The organism is Ensifer sp. ENS08, assembly GCF_014852195.1.
Classification (GTDB): Bacteria; Pseudomonadota; Alphaproteobacteria; order Rhizobiales; family Rhizobiaceae; genus Ensifer; species Ensifer adhaerens.
In genome coordinates this window covers 11,719-31,661 of record NZ_JACVBF010000028.1, presented here as the reverse complement: position 1 = coordinate 31,661, position 19,943 = coordinate 11,719, and the positions used below count along the sequence as shown (strand labels likewise).

16 protein-coding genes are annotated in these 19,943 nt (G+C 59.4%); 5 read left to right on the top strand and 11 right to left on the bottom strand.

Annotated features, from left to right (window positions below):
• Positions 1 to 58: 58 nt before the first annotated feature.
• The 3 genes from IB272_RS33300 to IB272_RS33290 are packed head-to-tail and all read right to left on the bottom strand — an operon-like array spanning position 59 to position 2,614.
• Complete coding sequence (locus tag IB272_RS33300; protein WP_112985406.1) at positions 59 to 964, bottom strand: glycosyl transferase; 906 nt, start codon at positions 962 to 964, stop codon at positions 59 to 61.
• A 51-nt stretch (positions 965 to 1,015) separates the two neighbouring features.
• On the bottom strand, positions 1,016 to 1,747 hold the full coding sequence (locus IB272_RS33295) for a membrane-anchored protein (RefSeq protein ID WP_134886925.1): 732 nt from the start codon (positions 1,745 to 1,747) through the stop codon (positions 1,016 to 1,018).
• Between the two features lie 42 nt (positions 1,748 to 1,789).
• Positions 1,790 to 2,614 carry a 3-deoxy-manno-octulosonate cytidylyltransferase gene (locus IB272_RS33290; RefSeq protein WP_112985404.1) on the bottom strand — a complete coding sequence of 275 codons (825 nt, stop codon included), beginning with the start codon at positions 2,612 to 2,614 and terminating at the stop codon, positions 1,790 to 1,792.
• Between the two features lie 211 nt (positions 2,615 to 2,825).
• Here IB272_RS33290 and IB272_RS33285 point away from each other — a divergent pair, with 211 nt between their 5' ends.
• Together IB272_RS33285 and IB272_RS33280 are read left to right on the top strand one after the other, a co-directional pair.
• The gene (locus IB272_RS33285; RefSeq protein WP_134886946.1) at positions 2,826 to 3,737 is read left to right on the top strand and encodes a glycosyltransferase family 92 protein; all 912 of its coding nucleotides are present in this window, start codon (positions 2,826 to 2,828) and stop codon (positions 3,735 to 3,737) included.
• A gap of 57 nt (positions 3,738 to 3,794) precedes the next feature.
• The gene (locus IB272_RS33280; RefSeq protein ID WP_134886926.1) at positions 3,795 to 4,778 is read left to right on the top strand and encodes an ELM1/GtrOC1 family putative glycosyltransferase; all 984 of its coding nucleotides are present in this window, start codon (positions 3,795 to 3,797) and stop codon (positions 4,776 to 4,778) included.
• A gap of 15 nt (positions 4,779 to 4,793) precedes the next feature.
• Here the strand turns inward: IB272_RS33280 and IB272_RS33275 are convergent, their stop codons facing one another.
• Positions 4,794 to 5,639 carry a glycosyl transferase gene (locus tag IB272_RS33275; RefSeq protein ID WP_134886928.1) on the bottom strand — a complete coding sequence of 282 codons (846 nt, stop codon included), beginning with the start codon at positions 5,637 to 5,639 and terminating at the stop codon, positions 4,794 to 4,796.
• A 343-nt stretch (positions 5,640 to 5,982) separates the two neighbouring features.
• Here IB272_RS33275 and IB272_RS33270 point away from each other — a divergent pair, with 343 nt between their 5' ends.
• Positions 5,983 to 6,330 carry a hypothetical protein gene (locus IB272_RS33270; protein ID WP_192445806.1) on the top strand — a complete coding sequence of 116 codons (348 nt, stop codon included), beginning with the start codon at positions 5,983 to 5,985 and terminating at the stop codon, positions 6,328 to 6,330.
• A gap of 377 nt (positions 6,331 to 6,707) precedes the next feature.
• Here IB272_RS33270 and IB272_RS33265 read toward each other — a convergent pair whose 3' ends face one another.
• The 7 genes from IB272_RS33265 to IB272_RS33235 form a co-directional block, all read right to left on the bottom strand.
• Positions 6,708 to 7,790: a glycoside hydrolase gene (locus tag IB272_RS33265; protein WP_192445805.1), complete on the bottom strand. Its 1,083-nt coding sequence runs from the start codon at positions 7,788 to 7,790 to the stop codon at positions 6,708 to 6,710.
• A 25-nt stretch (positions 7,791 to 7,815) separates the two neighbouring features.
• Positions 7,816 to 8,988 (bottom strand): polysaccharide pyruvyl transferase family protein, encoded by a 1,173-nt coding sequence (locus IB272_RS33260; protein WP_034798026.1) that lies wholly within the window; start codon positions 8,986 to 8,988, stop codon positions 7,816 to 7,818.
• Between the two features lie 142 nt (positions 8,989 to 9,130).
• Complete coding sequence (locus IB272_RS33255) at positions 9,131 to 10,309, bottom strand: polysaccharide pyruvyl transferase family protein (RefSeq protein WP_060582958.1); 1,179 nt, start codon at positions 10,307 to 10,309, stop codon at positions 9,131 to 9,133.
• 38 nt (positions 10,310 to 10,347) lie between these two features.
• Positions 10,348 to 13,029, bottom strand: coding sequence for a glycosyltransferase (locus tag IB272_RS33250; RefSeq protein ID WP_192445804.1), 2,682 nt, complete (start codon positions 13,027 to 13,029; stop codon positions 10,348 to 10,350).
• Positions 13,016 to 14,488, bottom strand: a complete 1,473-nt coding sequence (locus IB272_RS33245; protein ID WP_192445803.1) for a DUF6212 domain-containing protein — start codon at positions 14,486 to 14,488, stop codon at positions 13,016 to 13,018. Before IB272_RS33245 ends, IB272_RS33250 begins: the two co-directional genes overlap by 14 nt.
• Positions 14,489 to 14,662: 174 nt before the next feature.
• Positions 14,663 to 15,916 (bottom strand): glycosyltransferase family 4 protein, encoded by a 1,254-nt coding sequence (locus IB272_RS33240; RefSeq protein WP_060582961.1) that lies wholly within the window; start codon positions 15,914 to 15,916, stop codon positions 14,663 to 14,665.
• A 46-nt stretch (positions 15,917 to 15,962) separates the two neighbouring features.
• A complete protein-coding gene (locus tag IB272_RS33235) occupies positions 15,963 to 16,535 on the bottom strand; it encodes a MarR family transcriptional regulator (protein WP_034798035.1) in 573 nt (190 codons plus the stop codon).
• 232 nt (positions 16,536 to 16,767) lie between these two features.
• Here IB272_RS33235 and IB272_RS33230 point away from each other — a divergent pair, with 232 nt between their 5' ends.
• Both IB272_RS33230 and IB272_RS33225 read left to right on the top strand, forming a co-directional pair.
• On the top strand, positions 16,768 to 18,513 hold the full coding sequence (locus IB272_RS33230; RefSeq protein WP_112772768.1) for a type I secretion system permease/ATPase: 1,746 nt from the start codon (positions 16,768 to 16,770) through the stop codon (positions 18,511 to 18,513).
• Positions 18,510 to 19,928 (top strand): HlyD family type I secretion periplasmic adaptor subunit, encoded by a 1,419-nt coding sequence (locus tag IB272_RS33225; protein WP_113136284.1) that lies wholly within the window; start codon positions 18,510 to 18,512, stop codon positions 19,926 to 19,928. The genes IB272_RS33230 and IB272_RS33225 overlap by 4 nt, the downstream gene beginning before the upstream one ends.
• Positions 19,929 to 19,943 lie beyond the last annotated feature (15 nt).

Sequence of the window (19,943 nt, the reverse complement as noted above, 5' to 3'; positions counted from 1 at the left end):
GTCGAGCCGTTTGGGGGGCGCAGCGGTCTGCATCGCGCGGCCCCCAAATCTGCTAACTTCAGTCGGGTTTCGTTATTTTGTCGCTGAAACCAAAGCCGAAATCCTTCAGAGCCGAGATAGAAGAGTGGTTGAAGATTTCGATGCCACTTTCGGCCGCCACATTTTTCGCCAGGACAAGGTGATCGATGATCCGAACCTGCGCTCTGCGAATGCCGGAATAGGCTTTGTCTGTCGTCTCGTAGAATCTCGCCTGGTCAGCATTGCCAATATCAATTCCCAAAAGCCCGATTTCACGAGGCTTCCACCCGACGGCGAATTGCATCGCCGAGACGGCCACCGAGCCAGCCTGAAACACAGCAGTGAACGGGCTTTCGGAAAACCCCGCTGCACCATCGTCAGTAAGCCTCGTGTAGGGAAGCCCGCGTAATTCCGCAGTCGCCCGGCGACCGATACGGTACGGTTTCCGGACATTGTCGATCAAGGCAATCCGTCGGCCCTTTAGCCACGACGTGTCCAGTTCACAGATCGCCCTGATCACGCTCACCGAGAACAGACAGAGACTCTGTCCCGGAATTTTCTGGACAAGCTCGAAGTGCCTCCAGATGAACCGCTCGTCTTCGATAGCAATTGCTAAAGGCTCTTCTATGACATCTGGAACGAGGCTCAAGGCTCCGTTGAGGAGTATGCAAGAAGATCCATCAACGCGGGTCAGATCGTTCTGCTCGATGGAGGGCCCGGAGCCAACGATCATCAGCTTCGATGGACGCGATGGTAAGCTGTGGGAAGCAGACAGAAGCGTTCCGACGTGCCTTCCCCGGTACCAGATGGCGCCGTCCTGAGTTTCGGTCGCAAGATTCAGCTTAAGACCTGGAAACCAATCCTGAGCATGCGCTCGCGAGCCGCCCAGCGCGAGGCGGACGGCAATTTTGATGAGCGAACGGGCGAATGGACGATTTGAGCTCATTACTCTTCCTGAGGTGACGCCGATCCTTTGACTGAGGTCGACTCCGCTAAGCTAACTACCTAACCCGTTCCACAAGGGGATGCCGAGCTCCTCTGACACCAGGGGGTCAGCCGTATAGATTGGTCGACCGGCTTGCAGGAGCTTGGCGACGAGCTGTTTGTCCATCTGCGTATGAAGCCGTGTGAGGCCTGCCTGATTGTAAACATGCCCTGCTGAATTGGGATTGATCCCAGTGATGATGACCGCCGGCGCTCCGTTATGAAGAGCAAAGAGCACTGCGTTCATTCCGTTTGAACATTTAGAATCCGCATCCAGCTCCAGCGAGCGCAAGCCTGCTACCCGGTCAAGCAGCGCCATGCGCTCGTAACGATCGACGATCTGCAGGGTGTCATAACTGTAGTCGAACGCGCGCAGACCCTCTTCCAGCCGCTGAAGGTCATCCTTTCTCCAGAGCAAGACATAGAGAGCGCCCGTTCGCCGCCCCTTTAGCACGCGCCGGACTTCGATAGCATTGGGCGTCGTGCCCTCGACTTGATTGAACATCATCATCGTTACAGCCGGGATCTCAACTCCCCATCCAGCGCTGACGGACTGGGAACCGTTCACAGTAATAACTGCGAAGTTCTCGTTGAATCCAGCAGGCTTGTGGGAGACCGGCGCAGACCCAACAACCACGACCGGTCCAATGAAGGGACTGGGCGCCGATGGGGGCGCCGGGCGCATCAGCCAGTACTTCGTGTTTCTGTATATGCGCTTGCGCGTGTCTGAGATCCACGACCCCATACGAACCTCGCTTACTGTCGTTGCAAAAACGACAGCTCCCCTCTAGCGTTTCTTTAAGAACTTTGGCTTCAGTCGACGCAAGAATTCGTCGAGCGACCGCAGAACGTTCGTCAATGAGATCAGCTTGTCGACTTGGGCGTCTGTCTGGCTGAGACGTGAGGACAAGACTTCAGCGATCGTCGAGGTAATGTCAGCCGCCGTCAGTTCCGGGAAACGGGAGGCAAGCGAAGCATAACTGTTTTTCGCGACGCCATCATGGATTGACAACTTTCCCACCCTGGCAAAGAGACGCAGAAAAACCTGCTCAAACGTCCAGTCATGGACGGCTACGACCCGCCATTTGTCGCTCCGCTTAGCGGAAAACCCCGCCAGCACAATTTTGCTCGGTAGCTGCTGGTCGACCAGCCACAGCGCAATTGCGAAGCCGCTGGTCGGCAACTTCTCCTGAGGGTAGAACTCACCGCAGAAGCCGGTTAGGTCGAGATGCCCCGTCGAGGTGCCTAGATAGTCCGCACTCGTGTTCAGGCGCTCGCTCCTCGCCAAGCGAATATTCATGATGCCGAGGAACCGTTCGGGCGCAAACAATTTTACGACGTCGGCAACCTCGTGCCGGTAAACAATGTTCGCGCCTCCGGGCTGCGCGCGCGACACCAGCAGGGCGTTTCCGGAAAACTGCTCGTCGAGAACTTTGTAAACTTTGTTGAAAAAGACGAAGAGCGCCGTCTGCGGGTATTCGGCTTGAAGCTCCCGGATATTCACCTCTTCGCTATTCGCGACAAGGACGATGTGAGAGAAGCTGGCAAGGAGGGTACGCCATTGACCTGCCTCCGTAACATTCGCCGTCGCTCCGGGGGCGCGGAAATCCATTGAGCATCAACCCTAGGTTACTGTACTTCTGGAGCACCACTACGACGTTTGCGCCCGTGACGCTAGGTTGTCCTCTCTATATTGATGATTTTTTTCGAATTAAAGCAAGGATGCTTGATAAAATGCGAAATGCATGTTCAAGAAACCGACAGGTCTTCACCTTCCTTCACGCAGGTCGCTGGACGCAATGCTCGACAACCAAGGAGCGTCGATGTTTGGACTGAAGGGTAAGCGGCATCTTACCAGAGAGCTGGGTATCACCCCTCCGGTGCCAGAGCCGGGCCGACACGGGATCGCGCTTGTCGCCTGCGTCAAAAATGAAGTTCGCTATATCGAGGAATGGGTACGCTTTCATAAGGCCGTAGGCGTGTGCCATTTCCATCTCTATGACGACGGTTCAACTGATGGGACGTTCGACTTACTACGGAATGTCTTGAGCCAGGATGAACTGACTGTCATCCCGTGGAAGATGCGCATGCGCGACGAAGGATGTGGCGAGCATCTGAATGGCCAAACCATTGCTTTCGCTCACGCGATCCTGAACTTTGGCGGCAGGTACGACCGTATGGCGTTCATTGACGTTGACGAATTTCTTTTGCCGAAAAAAGGGCGAACCCTACAGGATGCGCTGCGTGGCGCAGAAGGGTTTCCGAATGTTTCGCTGCCATGGCACATGTTTGGCCACAGCGGGCATGTCGAACGACCGGCAGGGCCTGTTTGCCTCGAGTATACGATGCGCGTTGCCGACCCCCTGCGCCAGCATCTCGACGCCAGCAATTTCAAATGCATTGTCGATCCCGTCGAAGTTACGAAAGTGGCGGTACATCACTTCCAGACACGGTCCCACGGTGACCGGACGTCGAACGATGCGGGGAAAACGTTTGCTAAGAAGCACAGGAAAGCTGCCGATTTTTATTCGGCGGAGTTTCTTCAGCTCAACCACTATTACGCAAAATCGGTCCAGGAACTGAAAGAAAAGACGGAACGAGGCTGGTCCTTTGATAGTTCAATCGACAAATACAGAACTAAGGTGTCGGCGACAATTAAATACATCGAAGACAACGTTGTGGAAGATCGAAGCATGGTGGACTTCATCAGAAACAGCGGAATCACACTAATCTAGTGAACTCTTCCACGGGCGTGGGCTCCAAGAGTTATTCTGAGGAAAGTTCGGATTGGAATGAGTGGTTTGCAAGAGCAAAGTGGCGGAGCCCGATCATCAAACCTGAGCTGTGTATGGGCGGTCGCGGAAAGCAAAGCCGGGACGCTTACGCAATGTCTCGGCGTCGGAAGACAATTCGATCCGGAACCGGTCGCCAAGCTGATCAGTAGAACCCGCGGCATAAAGCGGTTGTTTGAACCGCCGCTCTTCCGCAAAAGGGAGAAGCGTCCTGAACTTGTAATTTCCTGTGGCTTCCGCGCCGAGCCCGCAGTCCTTCAGATCAAATCCGCCTATGGCGGGCGGCCCCTTACAGTCCACCTTCAGCGTCCGCGCATCGAGGGGTATGACCTGGTCTTCGTGTCGCGCCATGATTGGGTGGATGAGTTGGCTGATCGGCCGAACTATCACAAGATGGTGGGGGTACCGCATCAAATCACCTGGGCACGACTTGCGCCGCTGAGAGAAGAGGCGCGCCAGCGATTTTCTCCCGACGGGCGCCCGATCGCGGCGCTCTTTGTTGGGGGATCCAACGGCGCATACCTCTATGACGAGGGCACTCTTGTAAAAATCAAACACGCTGTCCGTCAACTGAGCGATGCGGGCTGGTGCGTTGTGGCCTCTGTCTCACGCAGATCCGAGGACAATACGCAGCAGGCCCTCATGAGCCTGAAAAGCGAGCATGTCTTTGTATGGGATCGGCTGAGCGACAATCCCTATCTGGCCTACATGGCTGCCGCAGATGCCTTCGTTGTGGCGAAGGATTCAATCACGATGCCATGCGAAGCGCTGGCGACTGGTAAGCCAGTCTTCTCGCTGGACCTGACTAACGTTGAAGGTCCGCGGCTCGAAAAATTCGAGCGCTACCACAGGGACCTTCAAAACACCTTGCAACTGACCAGGCCATTTGAAGGCACGATCTATCCCTACACCTACGAGCCACTCGACGAAACGAAACGCATTGCCTCGGTCATCCGAGCCGAAATGAAACAAGATAAATCTTAGCCTCGATACTCATGCTTACTCGCGCCAATGCTCGGCCACCCAGGCCGTCGGGCGTATATAGTGCCGCAGGTACTGAAAGGCTCCTTTATTTTTCCTTTGCTGCGGATCGAAGACACCAGCGACATGTTCGAGTGCCGATTTGCGAGGTCCCTTCGTTCCATATCGTCCCTCGATCGCATGCTGCGGGTGAAGACCTCGCGGGAAGATCACCACGAGCGCGTCTTTGGGGAGACGGGGAGCGAGGAAATAATTGAGAGGGAAAGGCCAGCGGCAATCCTGACGGAAATGGAGAACCCACTTTCGTGGGAAGAACTTTGCGCCGCCGGGCGCATTCCGGCTCACGAAGCGCTGCTCATAGCGATACTCGTCAGCGACGCCCTGCGGGTCGGATCGAAACTTTTCCTGAAGCGGGAGGAGTTTGCCCACGGGGAACCGGAAGAGCGACGTCTGGCCAAGACGCTCAAACGGCGTCGTTTGATTTCTCGTCATCACCACATCCTCGGCTTCGCCGACTTCGAAGAAGGGATCAAGCGACGAGACGATTACTAGGTCAAGGTCGAGAAAAAGCACCGCTCCCTTTAGGTTACCGAGCGTCGGCCCCCAGAGACGCGCCTTCGGCCAGATACCTCGTGTATTGACGGGCATGTTCTCAATATCGAGAGGCGGCAGATCTTCGCACCGGATTTCCGAGTTAAGCCCCACACGGTTGTCGGTGAAACAAGTAAACGTGAAAGGAGGCGTTATGTTGCGCGCAACCATCGCATAGAGTCTGTTGATGAACGGCGCGCCATATTTCGTACCCCAATTGATGCAAATGACCTGCTTTACACCACCGCTTGCCGCCAAAATACTCGAAGTCATAATGCTCGATCCTGTTTTCTATCGGTTTTCTCTTCAGTCTTCGCGCAAATCGGTCGGTTCTTCTATGAACTTTATCTGATTCAACGTGTTCTCACGTATTACTTGCCACTAGGCCGCACGCCAAGTGTGTTCCGGATTTTCTTTCGGTTTAGATGATCGGAGGTTCCGCGTTTCTGCGCGTTGCAGCGAATCACTTGAACGTTTCACAGACTTCGCCACGCACCCCTTCAGGGGTTGACTTGCGATGGCACGTAATCGCCGCCTTTCTGAGGACGCGGGATATACCACTTTCGAAAGAATAGCGCATGGTCTATGCCAACTAAGTCGTAATCGGGAGAGAGGGATGCGCATCATCGTGGTGATTGGGTTAGTCGCCGCCGCAACTCTGGCAGGCTGCTCTTCTGCGAGGGAGATGGCACGGATGAATACCTATAATTTCGAAGGTGAAACAATTGAATTCGAGGGCGACACCTTTCGAGTTTATCGGCACAAATCGGAAAAATCTCTGATGGTTTCGCCGGTCGCGGCCTCTCAGGCCTCGCCCAAATTCGTTGCTCCCTTAACGTTTGATCAAAAGCTGCAGAGCACCGCCGAGAGATATCTTAAGGATCGAGGCGAACGCGAATGTGTAGTCGGGGTCGCGAGATCTCTTGGAAACGAGGTGTATGAGTTCTCGTATAAGTGCAAGTAGAATCTGCGCTGCGAAGTGTCCGAAGGTCGCAAGAGCTGCGCGGGCCGGTGTCTAATCCCGCGGGGTGATTGACTTGCCAATCCGACCGCATCGACGAAAGTGCGCCCCATGATGTTACCTGGTGCCCCAGGCCAACCCCAGGCATGATATGGCGGTCTCGACCTACGTACCGCGCCGCGATCCGCGACGCGCATTTCGACAGCCATGCCTTTTCATGAATGATGACGCGGCGAGATTTTGAGCCCGCGTTGACGACGATATCATCCATGAGACGTAAAACATTCCAGCAACAACACTTTCGGGACGCGGTGCAATACGGTCAAAGTTCGATCGCCATGTCCGCCGCAAATTGTCGGCTTCCTCACTCGAGCTGCGTACTACGGTGCGATGGCCAAAGCCCCGGCTGGACTAAGCCCGCCGCAGCGCCATAGCCGGTAGTTCTGCTGGGTGTCCCAGTCGTAGTAGTAGGCGGCATCCAGGCGTTTTTCTTCGGAAAGCTGCTCGAACACCGTCCGCATGGCCGTCATCGCCCCTTCGCGTTCGCGATCATCGACGGGGCAGCTGCGCGCCGTGTTGGCAATCCCCCATTCCGTCACCCAGCAGGGCCGCCCCCGGTCGGCGGGCGCGCAGAAATCGAGAAGTTTGGTGACGATCAAGGTGATTGCAGCCTTATCCTTGCGCGCCGGATAGATGTGAATGCCATAGGCATCGACGAGCGCGTCCATGCCCCGCGCCTTCAAAAGGGCGATCACCTCGCCCGGGTCCAGCCGCTCCATCCCCTGGCGGTCCGCTTCCTTGGCTCCCATGTCGGAGAGCCCGGCGGAGACGATGATCGCCTTGCTGTTGGCGCTCGCTCTTACGGCGTCGCGGGTGATCTTCAGCGCCTCGACATAGTTGTCGAGCCCCTTCCCGAACGCCTGGGGATCTGTGAGTTCGCCGAGATGTCGCGGCGTCGCTTGGCCCGGCTTCTCGTAGATGGCGAGGTCGCCGTTATAGCCGGCGAGGTTGATCTCGTTTCCGGGTTCTACCGCTTCCAGACGGATGCCAAGGGCATCGATGCGCTGAAGTGCTGACGCCAGGCCGACACGGTAACGATCAAGGTCCAGATCGGACAACCGGTTGATATCCCAGATGCGCCCGAAGCCGGTGCGCGGGCGAACGCTGTCCGGATAATAGCTTTTGTTCGACAGCTGGATTTCGAGCAGGATCCGCAGACCCAGCCGGTTGGCAATCTCCAGCGCGTCGATGCTTTTGTCGACAGGGCGCGACAGCGATAGCCGCACATGCGTGGCGCCGCTGTCGGCGATTTCGCGAAGGATGCGTTCCTGATCCGTGCGCTCCAGCCAAGCAAGATTGAGCCGATTGACGCCGTAGCGCGCAGCCGCAGCCTCGCCCGCGAACGCCGGAGCGCCACGCGAAAGCGCCGCCCAGGAGACCAGGGCGGCAAGGAGCAGCGCCAACGGCGCTGCACGGGTCAGGGGCAGATTAAATGCCAACCTGTTTAAGCGCACTTTGGAAGTTCGCCTCGCATGCCGAATAGCGTTCGGTAACCGCCTGCGCATCGATCTTCGACAGGAAGTTGGCGAGATGCGCCTTCTTGTCCGCCTCACGATTCCAGACGCCCGCCTCGATATAGGGGAAGCCGATGAATTCGAGCATCTCGCGCATACGGTCGTCGACGGCGATCATCAGCGAAGGCGTGCCCGCCTGCATGCCAATGACGCAGCCATGGAAGCGCCTGCCGATGCACAGGTCCCGGGTCGATGACCAGGCGCGCCACTGGTTGGTGTCGAAGAACACCATCAGTTCGTTCTGCCGCTGCCACTTTTCCTGATGCTTGTATTCGGTCTTGCCGGTGATGCGGCCGCTGGAGCGGTCATAGACCGGCGCGTTGTCATCCACGGGAAGGGTGAGGTTATAGGCGACGACTTCGTCCTGGATGACGTAGCTGGCCACGCTCTCCGGCTTCAAGAGCGCGTGGGCATCGACGATGGTGTCGGCGACGCTACCGAGATAGCCGCCGAGCGCGAGCTTCTGTGCCGAGGCAAGGTCTGCGTTGGCAAGCGACGTCAAGGAGTGGCGCATCTCGTTGGGAGCGAAGAAGAGCGAGGGGCAGCCGGTCGGCTTGACGAACTTCATGCCCTCCGCGCGCAGGAACTCCGCGGTGAAATAGCCGCGGGTCAGGAAGAAGCTTTCCTTCTGCTTCAAGACCTCGAGGAACCGCAACGTACCGGCCGGCAGGTTTTCTTTCAGACCTTCACGCTTCTGGATGCCGATGCCCATCACCAGAACCGGCATCTTCAGCTTCTCGAACACATCCGCTTCGAGATCGGCCGAGTATCCCGGACGCAGCAGGTTCGCCGAAGCGAACACGCACATGTCGAATTCCTTGTTCAGGGCATCGTAGACGTCGTTGGCGCCGCGGCTGTTGACCAGATGCCAGAACGGCACATAGGTCACGTCATGACCGCGCAAGGCATAAGCTGCGCCCTCGCCGATCAGGTAGTTGCCGGTGTTGGCGATCTTCTTGACCTGGTCGACCAGATCCTTCTTGCTTCGGATATCGTCGAAGTAGGGTTTGTGATGAACCGTCGCACCGGAAACGCGCGCCACGGTACGCTGGAGGTAGGAAGGGATTCCGGTGAGCAGGATACGCATCGATACACCTGGTTTGTGGACTGGCCCACAGAGTTGAGAAAGAGGGAGGGCGGCACGGGGAAGCGGATCTGCAAACCTCACCGTGCCGCCCGAACATCATGAATTGAGCGCCTCGGATCGAACGCGTCCGAGGCATCACGGTTCAGAGGCCGATGCCGATCTCCCGCAGCACCGTACGGAAATTGCGTTCGCGATCGGAGTAGCGGTCGACCAGTTCCGACGCGTTCAGCCCGGCCAGATGGCTGGCAACGAACTCCGCCCGGTTTTCCGCCTTTTCGAGCTCCTGGACGTCGACCGACGGCAGGCCGGTGAAGCCCAGCATTTCGCGCATGCGGTCGTCGACGGCCACCATCAGGCTCGGCACGCCTGCCTGCATGGCGATGATCGAGCCATGGAAACGACGGCCGAAATTGAAGTCCATGTGCGAGGCCCAGGCGCGCCACATGTTGGTATCGAAGAAGGTGCGCACATCGAAGGGGACCTTCTGGCGCTCAGCGCCCGGAAAAGCCAGTTCGCCGAGCATCTTGCCCGAGCAGGAATCGAAGACCCTGCCATCGGCATCCGGCTCGACCTTCATGTCGAAGTGCAGGAATTCGTCCTGGATGATGTATTGGGGCTTGGCGCCTTCCGGGTTGAGCGCGATCGCATCGACGATGCAATCGTGATTGGCGCCGAGATAGCCCGAGAAGATCGTCTTTGCCTGACCAATCTTGACGTCAGGCAGCTTCTTCATCGAGGCGCGCATGTTGTTCGGCGCGAAGTAGACCGATGGGCAGCCGGTTGGCCGAACGTACTTGAAGCCCTGGTCCTTGAGGTAGCCGGCCGTCTCGTAACCGCGGGTGAGGAAATAGTGCTCGCGGTCCTTAAGAACGTCGAGCAGCCGCTTCGTTCCCTCTGGCAGGCCGGTTTCCAGATCCTTACGGTTCTGGTGGCCGATGCCGAGCATGACGATTGGCATCTTCAGCTTGCTCAAGACATCAGCCTCGGCATCCGCGGAGAGCCCCTTGCGGAGGAGATTGGCGCAGGTGAAGACGCAGATGTCGAAGTTGTTGTTGAACTCGTCGAAGCCGGAGCCGTTCTTGTGGGCGTTGTAAAGATGCCAGAACGGAATCTGCTTGGCATGGGGAGCAATGGCGCGCAAAGCCCCTTCACCGATCAGATAGTTACCGGTGTTGCTGATATTGCGAAGCTCCTGAAGGAACTCGTCCTTGGATTCGGGCTGTTTCTGCCGTTCCGAATAGGAAACCGACAGGCCATTCGCGCCGTTTGCGAGGCGCGTGTAATGACCAGGAATACCCGTCAGGAGGATTCGTGGACGCATGCGTAAGTCCCTTCTCTTTGAAAAGTCGTACGGGTCGATCAGCCTGCAGCTGCGACGCCGGTATTTGATGTGTCTCGCGCCCGGATGACCTTGGCACGCGAAAGCGAGGAATTGTTCACGGCGCCGTCGCACCAGCCGAGGAACTCCGAGAAGGAGTTGGACCAGGCGCGGCGCGCCGCTGTTCTCAGGCAACCTTCCATGATCGGCGCCAGCAGGTTGCGATCGCGCGAAACCTCGGCGATCGCCTTGACCATGTCGCGCACCACCTGGGGATCGGACGAGGCATCGATTAGGATGCCGTCCTCGCGATCGACGATCAGTTCGTCGACGGCGCCAACCGCGGTTGCGATCGGCACGCAGCCGAGCTGTTGGGCTTCGGCGATCATCAGCGGGGCACCTTCCCAGCGCGAAGGCATGATCAGAACATCGGCCCAGCCGAGCGCCTTGATCAGGTCGCGGCTGGCAAAGACCGGTGGGCGCACGTCGACGCCCAGTTCCTTGAGCCGGTCCGTCCAGGAGAACGAGGCATCCGCCAGGATCTCGCCACCGATCGCCCGCGCATCGAACGACACGTGTGCGGCCCGCAGTTCGGCGATCGTCGCGGCCAGGCGGTCGATGCCCTTCTGCTGGTCGAGACGGCCCATGTAGAGCAGCCGCAGCCGGTCGTCCTTGCGCTCGATCCGCCGCACCTGCAGCACGTCTGCAAGCACCTTGGGCGGCACGGAGAAACTTGCGCCGTTGGGAACGGCGAAGATCTTTTCGAGCGGCACGCCGAAGCTGTGCAGGTAGAACTTCAGTTGTTCCGAGCAGGTGAGGAAGGCGTCGTAGCAATGCTCGTGGGCGATGGCTGCAAAGGGCTGGCCGGCGGGGCGCTTGAACGGCGTGTTGTCGACGACGTGCAGATAGCACGCCGTGCGCGTCCCTTCCGAGCGCAGCCGCGCGATCAGCGGATGCATCGCCATCACGTGGTTGTTGATGACGAGATCGAAGCCTGAGAGCTGACCTTTAAGCGCACCCCAATCGACTTCATGATGGTCGGCAATGAAATCCTGGCCGAGGAACGAGCCGGAGCCGCCCCAGGCCGGGATGCCCTGATCCCAGAAGTGAACATAGTCGAAGCTCGAATCGAACTCATCGATCACGTCCATCCGGCTTGTGCCGAGCACGAACAGATGCGTCTCGTAGCCCGCGGCCTTAAGTTCACGCGAGGCGGCGTAGATGACCTTCTCGGCGCCACCAAACGACGCGTTCGGCACGAGAAGTGCGGCAGTCTTCTTACCGGCTTCGCTGTGCCCGAGCGGCAGCACCGGCGAGCCGCCGATTTCCGTTCGCAAGGCCTTGTGCAGGTCGGAATAGGGCATGAGCCGCGCGGGGCGCCAGGTCCAGCGACGGCCGGCCGTGCGGCGAAGCGGACTGGTGGCGATCGCGTTGACGCAGTTGATCATCACCTGTTGCGGCGTGATCAGCGTGCGGCGCGGCAGGGCGCGCGGGAACGGGAAGCGCACATTGAGAACCGCCGAGGTCGGCCATACCTGCTGCGTGCCGATAGAAGCAAACCAGTCGAGCGCATTGTTGCGGATGACGTCGCGCAAGAGCGCCGTCGAAATGAAGATGAGATCCGGTTGGCCGAGATGCTGGGCGCCGGCGTCGAGGAAGGTCGGCTCGATCTTGCGCTGCGTCGCGTCGTTGCCGAGATGAACGAAAACGACGTTGGCTTTCTCACTCAGGCGCTCCAGGTGGCAAAGCACGTTGGGCAGCATGCGCGAGCGCAAAAGCAGATCGATCGTCGCACCGCTGCCGGCCATGACGAAGGGCGGAAAATGCACGTTGTCGGGCTCGCCGGTGCTGGCCCAGAAGGCTGGGATGATGTCGTCGAGGCGCAGCCGCTTCGGTTGCTTCGTCGGATCTGTGAAGAACGAGATCGCCGCGTCTTCGGTGCGCGCGAAGAGATAACGCGGGCACTCCTCATGCTCGAAATCGACGAGCATCGGCCGCTGGAACAGCGCCTTGTGGCGCTTTCTGAGGAAGCTCACGGATGTCGCGCGGTCGCGGTTGGCTTCCTTGAAACGGCTTTCGGCGCGCAGGCGGTATTCGAACGTCGTGTCATGGCAGGGCGTTCCGACAAAGCCGTGCTCGACGCAGGAAAGCCAGAACTCCCAATCCTCAAAACCGTTCTGTCGGTCGTCGTTGAACCGAACGCCTTCCTGGAAGACCTCGATCGAAATCATCGAGCCGGTATCGCAGATGTTGTCCGTGATGCAGTGGACGAGCCGCGAATACTGGTTGCCGTAGTGAGCCCGCCAGCTCACCGAGAAGGTGTCAATGTTGGTATAGACCCAGCCGGCGCCGCTTTCGTGCAGGCGCCGATAGAGGGTCTCGATCGTTCCCGGCAGGACTCGGTTGTCGGCGTCAAGGAAATAGACGGCCTTCGCCTCGGGCAGATTTTCGAGCACGTAGTTGATGGCGCGGTTGCGCGCGCCGCCGGGGCCGGCGTTTCGCCCGAAGACCACATGGATATCAGGGTGGGCCCCGGAATAGAGCAACAGCTGATCGAAGGTTTCCTGCCGCGGGTCGCCGTCGACCGAAACGACGATGGCAATACGGCAGCCCTCGAGGTCCGATGCAAGCGCGGATTCGAGCGCTTCGAGCGCCAGCGCCGCATGGCCATAGAGCGGCATGGCGATCGCAACGAGGTCCCTTGGATCGCTATTGCTGGACATGAGACGCACCACTCGACTGCTTGACCATCCGGAAGCCCGACACCTTGAGCCAAGAGAAATCGACCGAGTCGGTTACGGCGCGGCTGAGGATCATCAGATCCATGGGCTGGCGCACCGGTTCGTCGAGCTGGAAGTTGATGTTGATTGGCTGCTCATTGGTGACCTCGCGCCAGCCGCTGAAGAAGGCGGACGGCTTGACCACCCCCTTGCGAGCCAGTTCCGCCACTTCGGAGCGCGCGTTCGAGCCCGCTGGCGCGAGCAGGAAGCTGACGGCCGCCGGGGCGCCCTTGGGATGATCGACCACAGCGCTTGCGGAGAAGGATATGGTGCCGGGCTCGACAGCGCGACCGACGGCGCCGGCCGATACCCCATTTGCAAGCGGATGGCAGACGACGGCGTGTTCGTGTTCGAGAAAGCGCACGGTCTGGAATTCCGGGACGACCGGCGTCACCGATACGTCAACGATTTGGCTGAGCAGATCGACCGAAAGCCGGTAGTCCTCGATGAAGTGGCCGTCGAGCAGCGCGGTCGGCGCGATCATGTTGGGCATGCGCGTCGGCTTGACGCCGGGCAGGCCGGTGTAGACGCGGAACGCTAGAGGGCGCAGATCAAGGTCGGCGTGTCGGGTCTCGGATCGAGCCGTATAGTGTTCACTGGCGATGGGATAGCCGAGCGAAAGCCCGATCGTTTCACTACCGGTCGTCGAAACGCGAAGCCGCAGTGTCTTCGCGCCACCCCCGCAGGTGCGCGGCAGGGCAAAGAAGTTCCAGCTCGGAACGAGCTGCGAGAATGGAACGACCCACTCTGCAACCCCCTCGCCGCTCTCGACATAGCTCAAGACAACGACCAGTTCGCCGCCGTCCCGCGGGACCGAGTTGAAGTGAAGCCCGATGCCGGCGACGCCATGGCTGGAGACCGGCAGGAGCTGTTCGACAAAGGCATTGGCAATCAGATGGCCGATGCCCTCGTCCTTGGGGTCGACATAGGGGTCGTGCGCAAAGACTTCGGCGACCGGTTCCCAGTTGCGTGCCTGGAACGCATCTTCGAGCGCGCGGTAGTTTTCAAGCAGCGTTTCACGCTCGCGGCGAAGCAGCGCAAGCTCGGATGTGATTGCCGACGAGAACCGGGCAAGCCGCCCGACACCACCATCGACCAGCGCCTGAATGAGCCCAGCGCTTTCGCTGACGGCCTCGGCGCTCAAGCGCTTGATCGGGATATCCGGGACGGTGCCAAGTGCTCGCAGCGAGACGATGCCGTCGGCCAGATCCGCCTCGCCCTCGCTAGAAAAGGCGAGCCCGATCAATGGAAACACGTTTTCGAGGGTCGCATCAGGCCGATCGCCTGCCGGAAGAAAATGAACCAGGTGCTCGATGCCACTGCCCTGGACACTCGCCCTATCGTGATCCGAGGCCAACACCAGCTTTCTCTTCGCCTGCGAATACCTCACGCCAGAAGACACCAACCCTTGCACGCGCCACCCTCAATTCAACCGAATTCTCTCTGTAGTTGAATCCCCCGATCCGAAATAAACCGGCGAATTCAACGACCTAGAGAAAGCATATCAAGGTTATTTGCACTGCACAATAAGTTATATTTGCGTTTCTCGTGAAATAATAGTTCGGGTTTTGAAGTATTATGCAGATGAGACCCGTAATATTTGAGTGGCTCCGGGGGTTCCCATTGCCTTATCCAGCAATGTCATCTGTCGCGCAATGCAATCGCCCAGACGGAACCTTTGCTCGACGGTGCGGCGGGCGGCTGCACGCAAGTCGGAATACTTCTCCGGTTGCTGCAAAGCGCCAGAGATCGCCTCCGCGAGCGCATCCGTATCGAAGAACGGCACGAGCAGGCCGTTGCGGCCGGAGCTCAACACCTCCTGCATCGGCGCAGTGTCCGATCCAATGACGAGAGCGCCGCAGGCCATGGCCTCCAAGACCGACCAGGAAAGCACGAAAGGATAGGTCAGATAGATATGGGCGGTTGAAATCTGGAACAGCTGCTTGAGGACACCATGCGGCACCACGCCTGGAAACAGGAACCGGTCGGCCGGGATATTCAGGGATTGAAGCAGATAGTCCTTCCACGAGCCGCCACCGGGCGGTGGGGCGCCGTAACTGACGCCGTCGCCACCGACGAAAACGAAAAGCGCATCGGGATGGCGCTTCGCGACCTTTGCGGCCGCCTCCAACGCCTGCGGGAAGCCGCGATAGGGCTCGAGATCGCGGGCGACGAAAGTAACGATCGGCGGATCACCCGCCTTTAGCACCCGTCCGTCCGGAAGCTTCAACGATGCCGACGGATCGGGACGGAAGACGCGAGTGTCGACGCCCTCGTGGCAGACGGCGATACGGGCGCGATGCTCCGCCGGATAAAGGCTCCGTTGCCATTGCGTCGGGCTGAAGCCGCCATCGATCGCATCAAGCGTCAGGAGTTGCGCCATGTTGCGCAGCCGCAGTCGCTTACGCGTGTCCTGGTCGGGCTTGTCGTCGGGAGCAAAGCCGATATCGGCCCCTTCGGCGCGGTAGAAAAACTCGCAATAGCCGAGTGCCGGGACATTCGGCAACACATCCTTGACGAAGGTCATACCGCCCCAGCCGATGTGCCCGACGATAACGTCGGGCACCTGCCCCTGGCGGGCCATGGCATCGAAGGTTTCGGCGACCCGGTGACCGATCCGGACATGATGGTCAGGCACACCAAGGTGCCTTGCCATCTGCGAATTGGCCTGCGGGCCGGGTTCTGCTCTGTGGCGAACGACACGCGTTGCCGGAATCCGCTGATCCACGGTTTCCGTCACGAGTGTCACTTCATTTCCGGTCTGCGCCAAATGAGACGCGAGAGCGGCGAACTGGCAGAAGCCGCGCCGGTGTACAAATGCTACGTGCATATTCCCTGCCTATAGCCGTTGAAAGGACAGCCTGTGCGCGGGCATCTCAGATGCCGTAGCGCGTTGCATTCCCCCAAACCAGCTCGAGCCGGTGCAGTGTTTGAAATGCGGTTTCGAGATTGCGCCGGTCCTGCTCGCCGTGGCTGAGGACACGTTCATAGGCGCCAGCCGCCTTGCGTAAGGAATCGCACAATTGCTTGCCCTTCTCCGAAAGCTTGATGCGGGCCGAGCGCCGATCGCGCTGGGAGGCGGCCCTGTCGATATACTCTCCGTCGCCCAACTGCTTCAGGTAGTAGGAAACGTTGGAGCCGACATAGTGGCCACGGTCCAAAAGCTCCGCCACCGACACTTCCGCGTCGCCGATCGCCAGAAGGACCATCGCCTGTGCCGGGCCGATATCGTCGACGCCAAGCTTCGTCAGCTCGGCACGCAACAGGCCGGTAAAGCGCCGGCTGGCCCGCTCCATCATCCGTGCCAACTCGAAGTATGTGACCACGGACGCTTCGCTCTCCTGGTCAATATTGTCATGTTCAGGGGCACTTCCAGCTGCGTCATCCCCGGGGCGGATGGCAACAGCGCCGCCAAAATCTGCGAACGGATAGAGAATCCTTTGATTCATCCCTCTCTCCAACTGAGCATTACTACAATATTCAAAAATTACTTCAAATTTTGAAGCAATTTTTCGCCCCCTTTACTCCCCCCGAATACGACTATCTTGAGCATTCCACCATTATTGTGTCACACTTATCACGGCAACACTGTGATTTAAGTGATAACAAACAAAATAGCTTCCTCAAGACCCCAACGAACTTATCCAGAAAATCGCCACGCGTGACAGCAAACGAGGCAATATGATTAGCAAGAACCAAATTGGGCCAAAGAAGGCGCAAAATGGAGCAAACGATCCGCGGCTGCTTATTTTGAAGGCGCGCCGCGTGTTCGTTTTGGCACTTATTTATGCAGCCGTGCTGAGTGCTTGCATCGGCATATTGCAGCTCTCGACACCACTCTACATGATGCAAGTTCATGACCGCGTTTTGAACAGCCAGAGCATGGACACGCTGACCATGCTGACGATTCTCGTCATCGGCGCACTCGTGATCTACGGCGTACTCGAATACATCAGGGCTTTGACGTTCCAGGCGATGGGTAGTGCGGTCGTGCGCTGGCTGAACCTGCCGGTGCTGACCGCCGCCGTTCAGGCGGCCGCCGATCAAGGGCTGACCCGGGCGACCCAGTCGCTACGGGACCTGGCGGAATTGAGAAGCTTCCTCACAACCTCTGCCGTCAGCGCCCCACTCGATGCCGCCTGGTCGCCGATCTTTCTCGGGGTGCTCTTTGCGCTGCACCCAATGTTCGGCCTTCTTGGCGCCATTTCCATTGCCCTGCTTGTATGCTGTGGATTGCTGACTGATTTGCTGACTCGCCGGCTGATGAAAGAGGCCAATCAAGCCAATATCGAGGCCGTTTCGAAAATTGGTTCAAGCTTGCGCCATGCCGAGGCGATCGAAGCGATGGGTATGCTGCCGGCACTTGCCCGCCGCTGGCGCACCGCACAGCTGCACGCGCTCGACGCGTTGGAAACCAGCGGAAGCCGCAGCAAGGCGATGGCTTCAATCACCCGTTCGCTGCGCTTCATGATCCAGGCGGCAGCCCTTGCAACCGGCTCTATCCTCGTGATGAAACAGGAGATTTCCCCCGGCGCGATGATGGCGACAACCATCCTCGTCGGACGCCTGCTCGCCCCGTTTGATTCGATGATCGAGAACTGGCGTCAGTGGGTGCTCGCCATCGCAAGCTGGCGCCGGATAGAGACTGCGCTGAACCAGGATCTGGCCGTACGCCAGACCATGCCGCAGCCGCGCACGCAGGGCGATCTTGTTGTGGATAAGCTCGTTTACGCGGCGCCCGGCCTCGATGTGCCGATCATCAAGGGCGTTTCCTTCTCGCTCTCGCCCGGCGAAGTTCTCGGCATCGTCGGCCCCTCGGCGGCGGGCAAATCGACACTGGCCCGGCTCCTCGTCGGAATTCAAAAGCCGACCACCGGCGGCGTCTTCCTCGACGGCAACAATGTCTATCTGTGGGAGCGCGCTTCCTTTGGCCAGATGACCGGTTACCTGCCGCAGTCGGTTTCGCTGCTCGAAGGAACCATCCGCGACAACATCTCGCGCATGGAGGAAGGCGAACCCCAAAAAGTGCTCGAGGCGGCTCGGCTTGCTGACGTGCACGACATGATCGGGCGCCTGCCGCTCGGCTACGACACTCCGGTCGGCGATGGCCACCTGACGCTTTCGGGCGGCCAGCGCCAGCGCATCGCTCTTGCCCGCTGCCTTTACGACCATCCTCGCCTGATCGTTCTCGACGAGCCGAACGCCAATCTCGACGCCATCGGCGAGCGCGCATTGATCCGCGCGATCGAGCGGGCGCGCAACGACGGTGCGATCGTCATCATGATCGCCCACCGGCCGACGATCATGCAGGCTGCCGACAAGCTGCTCGTTCTTGAAAACGGGCGCATCACCCAGTTCGGCCCGCGCACCGACGTGGTCGCATCCATGACACCCGGCGAGCCGAGACGGGAAGGCGTATCCGCATGACGAACAAACAGAACCTGCCAGCCTCTCGCGACGCACGCACACTCGTGGCCAAGGACGACCGCGCGAACTTGCCCGCGATCCCCGAGCGGCCCCACCCTCTGCACGGGCTGGATGCGGACGCAGAAGGAAGCGCCACCGCGCCGCTGCGCGGCGTGGTCCTTGCGGGCCTGACGACGATCCTCGTCGCCTTCGGTGGTTTCTTCGGTTGGGCGTTTTCAACGGAACTCAGCAGCGCGTCGGTCGCAAGCGGCACGATCGTGGTCGATTCGAAGCGCAAGACCGTCAGCCACTTCGAAGGCGGCATCCTCGACCGCCTCCTCGTCCAGGAAGGCGATCGCGTCACGCTCGGCCAGCCGCTGGTCAAGCTTGCCGACACCCGCGCCCGATCCGACCTTGAGGCACTGCAAAGCCGGCGCCTTGGGCTGATCGCAAAGCTTGCCCGCCTCAGGGCGGAGCAGACCGAAGCCGCGCAGATAGATTTCCCAGACGAGCTGATGGGCACCGCTGAAACCGCTGCCGACGACGCGGTGAAGGCGGAGACAAACTTCTTCGACCGCCGGCGCGAAGCAAAGGCCGGCCGGCTCGAGGTTCAGGGCAAGACCATCGAAGAGTACTCGGAAAGGGCCAAGTCGCTTGCCGAGCAGATCAGAGCGACCGATCGCCAGATCGAACTGATCACCGAGCAGCGCACCGCGATCGCGACGCTGGTTGCCAAGGAATTTGCCCAGCGCTCCAAGCTGATCGAGATCGATGCCAAGCTCAGCGAACTTGCCGCTTCGCGCGGTGAGCTTGCCGGCAACAAGGCCCAGGCCGAAAAGGCGGAAGCCGGAGCGGAACTCGGGCTGACCGGTATCGAGAACGAATTCCAGTCGGAGATCGCCGGCGAAATCACGACCGCCCGCCTCGAACTTGCAGATGTGGGACAGCGCCTCGTCTCGGCCAAGGACGTCTTGAGCCGCCTCGAAATCCGCTCGCCGCAGACCGGTATCGTCACCAACATTCAGTTGCGCACACCCGGCAGCGCGGTCTCTGCCGGCCAGCCATTGCTCGACATCGTGCCTGAGGACGAGCCGCTTCTGGTCGAGATGCATGTCGGCACCCGAGACATCGACAGTATCGGCATCGGCTCAAAGACGCAAATCCGGCTGACCGCCTACAACCAGCGCTCGCACCTGCCGCTCGATGGCGAAATCAGCTACGTCGCAGCCGACCAATCAGTCGATGAAAAGTCGAACGTCTCCTACTACGTGGCGCGCGCCCGCATTGCGCCGGCGTCGCTCACCGCCAACCCGGACATCCGCCTCTATCCCGGCATGCCTGCGGAAGTGCTGATCGTGCACAAGCCGCGCTCGGCGATCGATTACATGGTTTCGCCGATTGCAGAGAGCCTCAATCGAGCCTTCCGGGAAGACTGATCCAGAAGGCTCCAA

What these genes read in the sequence shown, in the direction of transcription:
- IB272_RS33300 (WP_112985406.1), bottom strand. Translation starts at nt 964, where the DNA reads ATGAGCTCAAATCGTCCATTCGCCCGTTCGCTCATCAAAATTGCCGTC.
- IB272_RS33295 (WP_134886925.1), bottom strand. Translation starts at nt 1,747, where the DNA reads ATGGGGTCGTGGATCTCAGACACGCGCAAGCGCATATACAGAAACACG.
- IB272_RS33290 (WP_112985404.1), bottom strand. Translation starts at nt 2,614, where the DNA reads ATGGATTTCCGCGCCCCCGGAGCGACGGCGAATGTTACGGAGGCAGGT.
- IB272_RS33285 (WP_134886946.1), top strand. Translation starts at nt 2,826, where the DNA reads ATGTTTGGACTGAAGGGTAAGCGGCATCTTACCAGAGAGCTGGGTATC.
- IB272_RS33280 (WP_134886926.1), top strand. Translation starts at nt 3,795, where the DNA reads ATGAGTGGTTTGCAAGAGCAAAGTGGCGGAGCCCGATCATCAAACCTG.
- IB272_RS33275 (WP_134886928.1), bottom strand. Translation starts at nt 5,639, where the DNA reads ATGACTTCGAGTATTTTGGCGGCAAGCGGTGGTGTAAAGCAGGTCATT.
- IB272_RS33270 (WP_192445806.1), top strand. Translation starts at nt 5,983, where the DNA reads ATGCGCATCATCGTGGTGATTGGGTTAGTCGCCGCCGCAACTCTGGCA.
- IB272_RS33260 (WP_034798026.1), bottom strand. Translation starts at nt 8,988, where the DNA reads ATGCGTATCCTGCTCACCGGAATCCCTTCCTACCTCCAGCGTACCGTG.
- IB272_RS33255 (WP_060582958.1), bottom strand. Translation starts at nt 10,309, where the DNA reads ATGCGTCCACGAATCCTCCTGACGGGTATTCCTGGTCATTACACGCGC.
- IB272_RS33250 (WP_192445804.1), bottom strand. Translation starts at nt 13,029, where the DNA reads ATGTCCAGCAATAGCGATCCAAGGGACCTCGTTGCGATCGCCATGCCG.
- IB272_RS33240 (WP_060582961.1), bottom strand. Translation starts at nt 15,916, where the DNA reads ATGCACGTAGCATTTGTACACCGGCGCGGCTTCTGCCAGTTCGCCGCT.
- IB272_RS33235 (WP_034798035.1), bottom strand. Translation starts at nt 16,535, where the DNA reads ATGAATCAAAGGATTCTCTATCCGTTCGCAGATTTTGGCGGCGCTGTT.
- IB272_RS33230 (WP_112772768.1), top strand. Translation starts at nt 16,768, where the DNA reads ATGATTAGCAAGAACCAAATTGGGCCAAAGAAGGCGCAAAATGGAGCA.
- IB272_RS33225 (WP_113136284.1), top strand. Translation starts at nt 18,510, where the DNA reads ATGACGAACAAACAGAACCTGCCAGCCTCTCGCGACGCACGCACACTC.